The organism is Zobellella denitrificans, from assembly GCF_002237365.1.
Taxonomy (GTDB): Bacteria; Pseudomonadota; Gammaproteobacteria; order Enterobacterales; family Aeromonadaceae; genus Oceanimonas; species Oceanimonas denitrificans.
Window position 1 is genome coordinate 1 of sequence record NZ_NMUO01000118.1, and the last position, 10,227, is coordinate 10,227.

Genomic DNA, 10,227 nt, shown 5'->3' on the forward strand with positions numbered 1-10,227 from the left:
GCCGGGCCGCCGCGGCCGGGGCGTCCGGCGCGGGGGTGATGGGGGCGCGGGGTTTGTCTCCCCCCCCGTGGTGGCCGTCGGTGTCGGCGGCGAGGGCGTAGCCGCCAATCAGGCCTTTCAGCTCGTTAAACTGCTCTTTGTCCATTGCTGGATCCTCGGGGGTTGGTTCTTGGGGAGCGGCGGATTCCTGGGTTTTGAACCAGGCCATGAATTTTTTGAACATGCCGGCTTCCTGCTCGCGGTCGGCCAGCTCGGCCAGGCTGAGCGGCTGGCTTTCGCCGATGAGCTTGGGGGCTTTGTCCTTGGCACTGAACTGCATGCGGGTGGTGCCGGTGCTGGCCGGCATGTCGGTCACGCCCAGGCCGCCCAGGTAGGTTTTGTCGCCGCCGGCGAATTGCTCCAGGGGCTCGATGCTGCAGAACTGGTACTGGCCAAGCTGGTTGTAGTAGATCAGATCCCGGGTCGGGCGAAGGATGGCGAACAGCTTCATCTTGCCGTCTACCTGCTCGGCCTTGAGCGCTTCCACCGTGCCCATGGCTTGCCACTTGTCATGATCCGGCCAGATGACCGCGGTGTAGTGGTCCGGGTCGTAGGTTTCGGCCATGTCGGTCAGCCACTCGCGGGAGATAAAGCGCCCGTCGACGCTGTTGCCCTCGGTGGCAATGCAAATCCAGCCTGTGCGTAACCGTGAATCGGGTTTCATGTGCCTGCTCGTGTTCTGTGATGGCGACAGGCTAGGGGCTTGTGAAGGGGATTTCATCCGGCGGCGTTCCACCGAATTCCGATTTTCGGGAAATCGGAATTTCTCGGAATTTCATGGCGATAGGTGGCGGTTTTCGGTGGGTATGATGGCCGCATTCATCACCACCACGGACCTCCATGGCCTACACCGAAGAAATCCGCAACGCCGCCAAGGGGCTTTACCTCAAGCGCTGGCTGCCCCGGGAAATCGCCCAGGAGCTGGGCCTGAACTCGGCGCGGGTGGTGTACCAGTGGGTGGAAAAATACAGCTGGGACGCGCTGCTGTCCGACGAGCAGCTGGAAGACGCCATCGCCCGGCGGGTGCAGCTGCTGCTGGCCCGGGAGAAGAAGACCCCGGCCGAGCTGGACGAACTGGACCGGTTGATCGGCCAGCATGTGCGGCTGAAGAAAGACTTGGTGCAGCTGCGCGAGAAAGAGCTGGCTCTGAAGGAGCGGGAAGCGGCCCTGGCCGCCGGGGTGCCGGCGGATGAATGGCCGGAGCCGAACGGGCGGCGCGGCAAGCGCGGCGGGGGCCAGGCCAAGGGGGGTAAAGGCAAGAAGGGCAAGCAGCGCAAGAACGACATCGGCGAGCTGCTGCCCGAAGACTTCGAGGGCTGGCTGGGTACCCTGTTCGGCTATCAGCTGCGCTGCCGCGAGGCCAAGAACGACCCGGCCATCCCGCGTACCCGCAACATCCTGAAAAGCCGCCAGATCGGCATGACCTACTACTTCGCCGGCGAGGCCCTGGAAGACGCGGTCATCACCGGCGGCAACCAGATCTTCCTGTCCGCCACCCGGGCCCAGGCCGAGGTGTTCCGCTCCTACATCATCAACATCGCCCGGGAGTTCCTGGGGGTGGAGCTGTCGGGCAACCCGATCATCCTGAGCAACGGCGCCGAGCTGCATTTTCTGTCCACCAACTCCAACAGCGCCCAGTCCCGCTCCGGCAACGTCTACATCGACGAATACTTCTGGATCCCGGGCTTTACCAAGCTGTCCAACGTGGCCTCTGCCATGGCCACCCAGAGCCGGTGGCGGAAAACCTACTTCTCCACCCCCTCGGCCAAGTCGCACCCGGGCTATGGCTTCTGGACCGGCGCCGATTGGAAGGACGGCAAGGACAGCCGCAAGGATATCGAATTCCCGACCCTGGCCGACTACCAGGACGGCGGCCGGGTGTGCCCGGATCGGCAATGGCGCTACGCCATCACGGTGGAAGACGCGGTGGCCAGCGGCTGCAACCTCATTGACGTTGACGAGCTGCGCGACGAATACGCCGACGAGGTGTTCCGCAACCTGTTTATGTGCGAGTTCGTCGACGACGAAGCCAGCGTGTTCAAGTTCAACCAGCTGGAAGGCTGCGGCGTCGACACCGCCCAGTGGGAAGACTTCGACCCGCGCGCGGCCCGGCCGTTCGGTACCCGCGAGGTGTGGCTGGGCTACGACCCGAGCCGCACCCGCGACAACGCCACCCTGGTGGTGCTGGCCCCGCCGCTGGTCGCCGGCGAGCCGTTCCGGGTGCTGGAAAAGCACCACTGGCGGGGGCTCAACTTTCAGCACCATGTGGCCGAAATCGCCAAGCTGTTCAAGCGCTACCGGGTGACCTACATCGGGGTGGACATCACCGGCATCGGTGCCGGGGTGTTCGACCTGATCAAAACCAAGTACCCGCGCGAGGCGCACGCCATCCACTACTCGGTGGAGAGCAAAAACCGCCTGGTGCTGAAGATGATCGACGTGGTGGAGGCCGGGCGCATCAGCTGGGACCGGCTGTACAAGGACATTCCGCTGGCGTTTATGGCCATCAAGCGCACCACCACCGGCAGCGGCAATGCCATGACCTTCAAGGCGGGGCGGGACGCCACCACCGGCCACGCCGACGCCTTTTTCGCCATCGCCCACGCGGTGATCAACGAGCCGCTGGACCACTCCAACCAACGCACCTCAACCTGGGCCATACAAGCATGACCGAGCAAGCCAGCCATCAATCCAACAACCTGGTTGCGTTCAGCTTTGGCGAGCCGGAGGCCATCGAGCCCGGCCGCTGGCTGACCGACTACACCGAACTTTTTTACGACGATTACGCCGACTACTGGAGCACCCCGGTCAGCCGCCAGGGGCTGGCCCAGATTGCCAACACCAACGCCCACCACGGCGCCCTGCTCTATGCCCGGCGCAACATGATCGCCGGCAAGTTCAAGGGCGGCGGGGGCATGAAGCGGGTGCAGATGCAGGCCTTTGCCCACAACCTGATCCAGTTCGGCGACGCCGCTTTTTTGAAGATCCGCAACGGCCTGGGGCGGGTGGTGCGGCTGCACCCGCTGCCCTCAATGTACCTGCGCCGGCACAAGAGCGGGGATTTTGTGCTGCTGCAGGCCAACAACCAGCAGATCCGCTACCGGGAAGACGACGTTATCTTCCTGAGCCAGTACGACCCCCGCCAACAGATCTACGGCCTGCCGGACTACCTGGGCGGCATCCAGTCCGCCCTGCTGAACCGTGACGCCACCCTGTTCAGGCGCAGGTACTACCAGAACGGCGCCCACATGGGCTTTATCTTCTACGCCACCGACCCCAACCTGAGCGAAAGCCAGGAAGAAGAGCTGAAGGAGAAGATCCAAAGCTCCAAGGGGGTGGGCAACTTCCGCAGCCTGTTTATCAACATCCCCAACGGCAACCCGGACGGGGTGAAGCTGATCCCGGTGGGGGACATCGCCACCAAGGACGACTTCGACCGCATCAAGAACATCAGCGCCCAGGACGTGCTCACCGCGCACCGCTTTCCGCCGGGGCTGGCCGGCATCATCCCCACCAACACCGGCGGCCTGGGCGACCCGGAGAAATACGATGCCGTCTACACCCGCAACGAGGTGCTGCCGCTGTGCGAGCTGATCGCCGACGTGGTCAACTCGGACCCGGATATCCCGGCGCGGCTGGCCCTGCAGTTTACGCTGGAGTAACTGGATAAAAAAACAGTGGTTTGCTGCCATCCGGTGCCGGATGTTTTATCATGGTGGCATGTTTACTCGGGGGAGTTTTAAACATGCGGGTTTACTGCAGAGAGTGCGGAAGTAAGGGGCGGATAACAAAAACCAACCGCCTGAGCCGGGATTACACCGAGCTGTATTGCCAGTGCAACGATGCCGAGTGCGGCCACACCTGGGTGGTGGGCGCCGGCTACCGGCACAGCCTGAACCCCAGCGCCAAAACCACCACCCAGATGGCGTTCCAGCTGGTGAAGGCTTTGCCACCGGGGGCACAGAAAGATTTACTGAGGGAACTGGAAGGGGCGCGGTGAGCGCCCTTTTTTATCGGATTGATCCCGGCTTTGTGTTACTGGCACACGCAACCAGCCGCAATAGGATGAAATGGCGCGCAACACGCCCAGTAACACAACGTCTTAATCAACTGATATTGATAGTGTTTTATTCTGATGCTTTACATATCGCAGTTGATGCACTTGTCGGTGATAAGTAGCGCCATGGTGTAATGCTCTTGTTGACCTGGGTGGCTGATAAGGGGTGAACGGGGCGGATTCTAGCATTTTTTGCCGCCGGCGGGGGCTCTTTGTCGTGTGGACGGCCGGCCTCAGGCTCAACTGGCGACAGGCGTGGCCCGGCTTGCCAATCCCCGGCGGTCAACGCACAATAGCGGCTACCCTCCGATACATGAGAGACCCTATCTATGGAATTGGCTGACTACCGGCGGGAATACCTGCAGGGCGGTTTGCGCCGCAAAGATCTGCCGGCAGAGCCCCTCGGCCTGTTCGAAACCTGGATGAAGCAGGCCATCGCCGCCGGCCTGGCCGATCCTACCGCCATGGTGGTGGCCACGGTGGACGAACGGGGGCAACCCTTCCAGCGCATCGTGCTGCTCAAGCACGCGGACGAACGGGGCTTCGTGTTCTACACCAACATGGGCAGCCGCAAGGCGGGCCAACTGGCCCGGAATCCCCGCATCAGCCTGCTGTTTCCCTGGCACAGCCTGGAACGGCAGGTGCATATCACCGGCCAGGTCGAAAAACTGTCCACGGTCGAGGTAATGAAGTACTTCAGCAGCCGGCCCAAGGACAGCCAGATCGGCGCCTGGGTATCGCAGCAGTCTTCCCGTATTTCCGCCCGTGGCCTGTTGGAAGCCAAGTTCCTGGAAATGAAGCAGAAATTTGCCAGCGGCGAGGTGCCCCTGCCGAGCTTCTGGGGCGGCTTCCGGGTGCACTTCGACAGTGTCGAGTTCTGGCAGGGCGGAGCCAACCGCCTGCACGACCGTTTTCTCTATCAACGCAGCGGCGACGGCTGGACCATAGATAGACTGGCGCCATAGGAGTCCTTATGCTGATATTCAGAACCGAACGTCCCGGTGACGGCGACGATATCGACGAAGTGGTGTATGCCGCCTTCGACCGGCCGGCCGAAGCGGATCTGGTATTGGCATTGCGCGAGCAGGGCGCCATCAGCGTCAGCCAGGTGGCCGAATACGAAGGTGCCGTTATCGGTCATCTGGCCATGAGCCCGGTGCTGATCGACGGCGAGGACCTGGGCTGGCTGGGGCTGGCGCCGGTGAGCGTCTGGCCCGACTGCCAGCGCCAGGGGGTGGGCTCGGAGATGATCAAGGAGGCGATCAACGCCGCCAACGAGCTGGACTGGGCCGGCATAGTGGTGCTGGGCGATCCGGCCTTTTACGGCCGTTTTGGCTTCAGGCCGGCGCGTGAGCTGCAATTGCACAGCATCTACCCGGATGCAGGCGATGCCTTTATGGCGTTGCCCCTGAAGCAGCCCCCGCCCAAGGGGCTGGTGACCTATCATCCCGCCTTCGACGAGCTGTCGTAAGCCGGTGAGGGGCAAGGGGTTGGGTGTGAGGCGTAAAGAGGAATAACCTCACACCTCACACCTCACACCTCACACCTCACGCCTCACGCCTCATTCCTCTTCATCTTCCTCAAAGTACCAGTAACCCTGGTTGACCAGCGGCAGCAGCACTTCCAGCAACACCTTGGGATCCTTCAGGCAGGCCACTTCCGGGCCGCAGATGCGGGCCTGGTCGCACAGCAGGGCGATGGCGTCCGCATCGGGCTCGGCCAGTTGGTAGCGATCGCCGTCCAGGTAGAACAGCTGCTCGCTGCCTTCATGATAAAAGCAGCGCACGCCGCCCAGGCGATAGAGGTGATCGCCGTGATCCAGGCGCAGCACCAGCTCCTCCAGGCTGTAGGCCGGCTCGGCCGGCTCCAGATCCAGATCGTGCTTGGCTTCCGACATCATCTCGCCGAACCAGTCGGCCAGGCGGGCTGGGTCATCCAGCAGCTCCGTCATCAGCGCCTTGACCTGGGCCAGGGCGGTGGCATCGATACGGCCGTGGGCCCGTGCCGGCGCCATGCCCGCATCGTCGAAGCGACGGCTGGTCGTCTCGTGGGCCAGCAGGTGGTCGGCGAAGCTCGAGATCAGATCCCGGGCGTCGGGGGCGCGAAAGCCCACCGAATAGTTGAGCGCCGGCGTCACCGCATAACCTTCGTGGGGGCAGCCGGGGGGGATATAGAGGATGTCGCCGGGCTCCAGCACCTCGTCGATCTCCGCCTCGAAGGCTTCGCAATGGCGCAGGGCGCCGTGGGCGGCAAACTCCTTCAGGCGTTGCTGTTTGCCCACCCGCCAGTGGCGACGGCCTTCACCCTGGATGATAAAAACGCCGTACTGATCGATATGGGGGCCGACACCGCCGCCCGGGGTGGAGAAGCTCACCATGACGTCGTCGAAGCGCCAGCCGGGGATAAAGCGGAATTCCTCGGCGATGTCCTGCACCGCCGGATGCCACTGGTTGACCGCCTGTACCAGCAGGGTCCAGTCTTTTTCGCCCAGGTGATCGTAGCTGTCGAAGGGGCCGGTCTCCGCCTGCCAGCGCCCGGCTTCGCGCCATACCCGGCGGGACTCGATGTGTGGCTCTAGTGCCAGTCCGGCCAGCTCGTCCGGGCTGAGCGGATCCTCGAAACCGGGCAGGCCGGCCTTGATCAGCAATGGCCGGCGTTGCCAGTCGTGGGCGAGAAAGTGTTCTATATCCAGTTTGAGTGCGCTGTGCATGGGGGCCTGCCGGAGTGGGAAGGATGCTTAAAGAATAGCGAAGTATTATGCCAAGGCGCGGCGGGGGAGGGAATGATGGTGAGGGGTGAGGGGTGAGGGGTGAGGATTACGCCTCACCCCTGTCACCTAACCCATTACGCTGTTACTTCAGCTCGTCGGTCAGTTTGATGGCGCGGCCGATGTAGTTGGCCGGGGTCAGCTTTTTCAGCTCGGCCTTCACCGGCTCGGGCAGCTCCAGGCCGTCGATAAAGGCGCGCATGCCCTCGGCGTCCACCCGCTTGCCGCGGGTCAGCTCCTTGAGCTTCTCGTAGGGCTTTTCGATACCGTAGCGGCGCATCACCGTCTGCACCGGCTCGGCCAGCACTTCCCAGTTCTGATCCAGATCGTCGGCCAGCGCCTGGGGGTTGGCTTCCAGCTTGCTGATGCCCTTGAGGGTGGCCTGGTAGGCGATAAGCGAATAGCCCACCGCCACGCCCAGGTTGCGCAGCACCGTGCTGTCGGTCAGATCCCGCTGCCAGCGGGAGATGGGCAGCTTGGCGGCCAGGTGGTTGAACACGGCGTTGGCCAGGCCCAGGTTGCCTTCGGAGTTTTCGAAGTCGATGGGGTTGACCTTGTGGGGCATGGTGCTGGAGCCGATTTCACCGGCCACGGTACGCTGCTTGAAGTAGCCCACGGAGATGTAGCCCCAGATATCCCGATCGAAATCGATGAGGATGGTGTTGAAGCGGGCCAGGGCGTCGAACAGCTCGGCAATGTAGTCGTGGGGCTCGATCTGGGTGGTGTAGGGGTTCCAGGTCAGGCCCAGGCGGGTGACGAAGCGCTCGGCGAAGGTGTGCCAGTCCACTTCCGGATAGGCGGACATATGGGCGTTGTAGTTGCCCACGGCGCCGTTGATCTTGGCCAGCAGCTCCACCGCCAGGATCTGCTTGAACTGGCGCTCCAGCCGGTAGGCCACGTTGGCCATTTCCTTGCCCAGGGTGGTGGGCGAGGCGGGCTGACCGTGGGTGCGGCTCAGCATGGGCACGTCCCGGTACTGGCGGGCCAGCTGCTTGACCGCATCGATAAGCTCACGGCAGTAGGGGGCGATCACTTCTTCCCGGGCGGCCTTCAGCATCAGGGCGTGGGCGTTGTTGTTGATGTCCTCGCTGGTGCAGGCGAAGTGGATGAACTCGCTCACCGCCGCCAGCTCGGGCAGGGCCTCGACCTTTTCCTTCAGGAAGTATTCCACCGCCTTCACGTCATGGTTGGTGGTGCGTTCGATGTCCTTGATGCGCTGGCCGTCGGCCTCGTTGAACTCGGCGACAATGCGGTCGAGCAGGGCATTGGCCTCGGCGGACAGGGCGGGCACCTCGGTGATTTCAGCATGCTCGGCCAGGGCCTGCAGCCAGCGGACTTCCACTTCCACGCGGAAACGCAACAGACCGAACTCGGAAAAAATGGCGCGCAGCGCCTCAGTTTTGCTGCCGTAACGGCCATCGACCGGGGAAATGGCCGTTAATGCTGACAATTCCATGAACAAGGACTCCTGAAGGTTGGGGGTAACTAAGGATAGCTTAATAGCGCAGCGCGGCCTGGGCCTGGGCCACCAGCCGCTTGCGCGAAAACAGGATATGGCGGCGCTTGCCGCCGAGCTGGCGCCACAGCACCGCGCTGCGGATGCCGGCCAGCAGCAGGGCGCGGATCTGGTGCTGCACCAGGGGCTGCTGCAGGTAGCCGGGGTTGCCCGCCACCTGGATGCGCGGCCCCAGGGGGCTGATGATGTCGCTGTAGATGCTCGCCAGGTTGGCCAGCACCTGCTCGTCGAGCAGCTCGAAGTGGTGCAGCTGGCGCTTGACCTGGCTGATGCGCTCGCCCAGCATGGACAGCAGGTCGCGGCGGCGGGCCAGCTTGCGCTCCAGCGCCACCAGGCCCACCAGGTAGCGGGTGAGTTCGGCGTTTTTCTGGGCGCTGTCGGTGCTCAATTGTTCTATCAGGGTCTGGTAGCCCAGATGCAACTGGGGATGACCGCCGTAAATGTCTTCCGAGCGCTCGGCATCGGTGACCAGAATGCTGTTGAGGGTGGCCTTGAACACCTCTTTATCTTCAATGCTGCCCTGGCGGGCCACCTGCTGCACCAGGCTGACCGCCTGGCAGATGCCGGCGAAGGCCAGGGTTTGATTTTCCAGACTCTTGCTCACGCTTGCTCCTGACTGAATCGGGTTTCGATAATGCCACCGCCCAGGCAGACCTCGCCCTGGTAGAATACGGCGGACTGTCCCGGCGTCACCGCGGCCTGGGGGCTGTCGAAGGTCACCCTGATGGTGTCGGCGTCCACCGGCTCCACCAGGCAGGGAATGTCGGCCTGGCGGTAGCGGGTTTTCACCGTACAGCGCATGGGGGCCGTGACCGGCTGGCGGTCCACCCAGTGCAGCTGGCGGGCGATAAGGCCATGGGAATAGAGACGGGGATGATCGCCCTGGGCCACCACCAGCACGTTGCGCTCCAGATCCTTGTCCACCACATACCAGGGATCGTCGGTGGCGTTTTTGAGGCCGCCGATGCCAAGGCCCTTGCGCTGGCCCAGGGTGTGGTACATCAGCCCCTGGTGCGTGCCAATGACCTCGCCGGCCACGGTTTCAATGTTGCCCGGCTGGGCGGGCAGGTAGCGGGCCAGAAAGTCGCGGAATTTGCGCTCGCCGATAAAGCAGATGCCGGTGGAGTCCTTCTTCTTGGCGGTCACCAGGCCGAGCTGTTCGGCGATGCGGCGCACCTCGGGCTTTTCCAGCTCGCCCACCGGGAACAGGCTCTTGGCCACCTGCCGGGAGCTCAGGGTATAGAGGAAGTAGCTCTGATCCTTGTTGCCGTCGAGGCCGCGCAGCAGTTTGGGCTGACTGTCGAAGCTGCGGCGCACGTAGTGGCCGGTGGCGATATAGTCGGCGCCCAGATCCTCGGCGGCGAATTCCAGGAAGGCCTTGAACTTGATTTCCTTGTTGCACAGGATGTCCGGGTTGGGCGTGCGCCCGGCCTGGTACTCGGCCAGGAAGTGCTCGAACACGTTGTCCCAGTACTCGGCGGCGAAGTTGATGGTGTGAAGCTCGATGCCGAGCTTGTCGCACACCGCCTGGGCATCGCGCAGATCCTCGGCGGCGGAGCAGTACTCGTCGGTGTCGTCTTCTTCCCAGTTCTTCATGAACAGGCCTTCCACCTGGTAGCCCTGCTGTTGCAGCAGCCAGGCCGACACCGAGGAATCCACACCGCCGGACATGCCGACAATCACTTTTAGCTGACTGTTATCGCTCATACGCGCCCGTTACCTGTTAGCAAAACGGGCGGCATTTTACCAGACAAATGCCGCCAGGGGGAGGCGTTGTGACGTAAGGGGGGAGGCGCACTCCTCACGCCTCACCCCTCACGCCTCACCCCTCACCCCTCACGCCTCACC

The 10,227-nt window shown here is 63.2% G+C and carries 10 protein-coding genes; 5 read left to right on the top strand and 5 right to left on the bottom strand.

What is annotated here, in order from left to right; all coding sequences use genetic code 11:
- The coding region (locus CGX12_RS17585; protein ID WP_142995669.1) for a GPO family capsid scaffolding protein at window positions 1–703 on the bottom strand (703 nt) is incomplete at its 3' end.
- A gap of 176 nt (window positions 704–879) precedes the next feature.
- Here CGX12_RS17585 and CGX12_RS17590 point away from each other — a divergent pair.
- The 5 genes from CGX12_RS17590 to CGX12_RS17610 all read left to right on the top strand — a co-directional run bounded on the left by CGX12_RS17590 (window position 880) and on the right by CGX12_RS17610 (window position 5,567).
- On the top strand, window positions 880–2,709 hold the full coding sequence (locus tag CGX12_RS17590; RefSeq protein WP_094041136.1) for a terminase large subunit domain-containing protein: 1,830 nt from the start codon (window positions 880–882) through the stop codon (window positions 2,707–2,709).
- Window positions 2,706–3,701: a phage portal protein gene (locus CGX12_RS17595; RefSeq protein WP_094041137.1), complete on the top strand. Its 996-nt coding sequence runs from the start codon at window positions 2,706–2,708 to the stop codon at window positions 3,699–3,701. The genes CGX12_RS17590 and CGX12_RS17595 overlap by 4 nt, the downstream gene beginning before the upstream one ends.
- 83 nt (window positions 3,702–3,784) lie before the next feature.
- On the top strand, window positions 3,785–4,039 hold the full coding sequence (locus CGX12_RS17600; protein ID WP_094041138.1) for an ogr/Delta-like zinc finger family protein: 255 nt from the start codon (window positions 3,785–3,787) through the stop codon (window positions 4,037–4,039).
- Window positions 4,040–4,425: 386 nt separating this feature from the next.
- Window positions 4,426–5,061, top strand: a complete 636-nt coding sequence (pdxH, locus tag CGX12_RS17605) for a pyridoxamine 5'-phosphate oxidase (RefSeq protein ID WP_094041139.1) — start codon at window positions 4,426–4,428, stop codon at window positions 5,059–5,061.
- Window positions 5,062–5,075: 14 nt separating this feature from the next.
- A complete protein-coding gene (locus CGX12_RS17610) occupies window positions 5,076–5,567 on the top strand; it encodes a GNAT family N-acetyltransferase (RefSeq protein ID WP_176442108.1) in 492 nt (163 codons plus the stop codon).
- 90 nt (window positions 5,568–5,657) lie between these two features.
- Here the strand turns inward: CGX12_RS17610 and CGX12_RS17615 are convergent, their stop codons facing one another.
- The 4 genes from CGX12_RS17615 to mnmA form a co-directional block, all read right to left on the bottom strand.
- On the bottom strand, window positions 5,658–6,806 hold the full coding sequence (locus CGX12_RS17615) for a ribosomal protein uL16 3-hydroxylase (RefSeq protein WP_094041141.1): 1,149 nt from the start codon (window positions 6,804–6,806) through the stop codon (window positions 5,658–5,660).
- A gap of 142 nt (window positions 6,807–6,948) precedes the next feature.
- Window positions 6,949–8,319 (bottom strand): adenylosuccinate lyase, encoded by a 1,371-nt coding sequence (purB, locus tag CGX12_RS17620; RefSeq protein ID WP_094041142.1) that lies wholly within the window; start codon window positions 8,317–8,319, stop codon window positions 6,949–6,951.
- Between the two features lie 40 nt (window positions 8,320–8,359).
- Window positions 8,360–8,983 (bottom strand): high frequency lysogenization protein HflD, encoded by a 624-nt coding sequence (gene hflD, locus CGX12_RS17625; RefSeq protein ID WP_094041143.1) that lies wholly within the window; start codon window positions 8,981–8,983, stop codon window positions 8,360–8,362.
- Window positions 8,980–10,086, bottom strand: a complete 1,107-nt coding sequence (gene mnmA / locus CGX12_RS17630) for a tRNA 2-thiouridine(34) synthase MnmA (RefSeq protein WP_094041144.1) — start codon at window positions 10,084–10,086, stop codon at window positions 8,980–8,982. The genes hflD and mnmA overlap by 4 nt, the downstream gene beginning before the upstream one ends.
- Window positions 10,087–10,227 lie beyond the last annotated feature (141 nt).

Bases quoted from the DNA above. Each gene is read 5' to 3' on its own strand.
- CGX12_RS17590 (WP_094041136.1), top strand. From the start codon at position 880: ATGGCCTACACCGAAGAAATCCGCAACGCCGCCAAGGGGCTTTACCTC.
- CGX12_RS17595 (WP_094041137.1), top strand. From the start codon at position 2,706: ATGACCGAGCAAGCCAGCCATCAATCCAACAACCTGGTTGCGTTCAGC.
- CGX12_RS17600 (WP_094041138.1), top strand. From the start codon at position 3,785: ATGCGGGTTTACTGCAGAGAGTGCGGAAGTAAGGGGCGGATAACAAAA.
- pdxH (WP_094041139.1), top strand. From the start codon at position 4,426: ATGGAATTGGCTGACTACCGGCGGGAATACCTGCAGGGCGGTTTGCGC.
- CGX12_RS17615 (WP_094041141.1), bottom strand. From the start codon at position 6,806: ATGCACAGCGCACTCAAACTGGATATAGAACACTTTCTCGCCCACGAC.
- purB (WP_094041142.1), bottom strand. From the start codon at position 8,319: ATGGAATTGTCAGCATTAACGGCCATTTCCCCGGTCGATGGCCGTTAC.
- mnmA (WP_094041144.1), bottom strand. From the start codon at position 10,086: ATGAGCGATAACAGTCAGCTAAAAGTGATTGTCGGCATGTCCGGCGGT.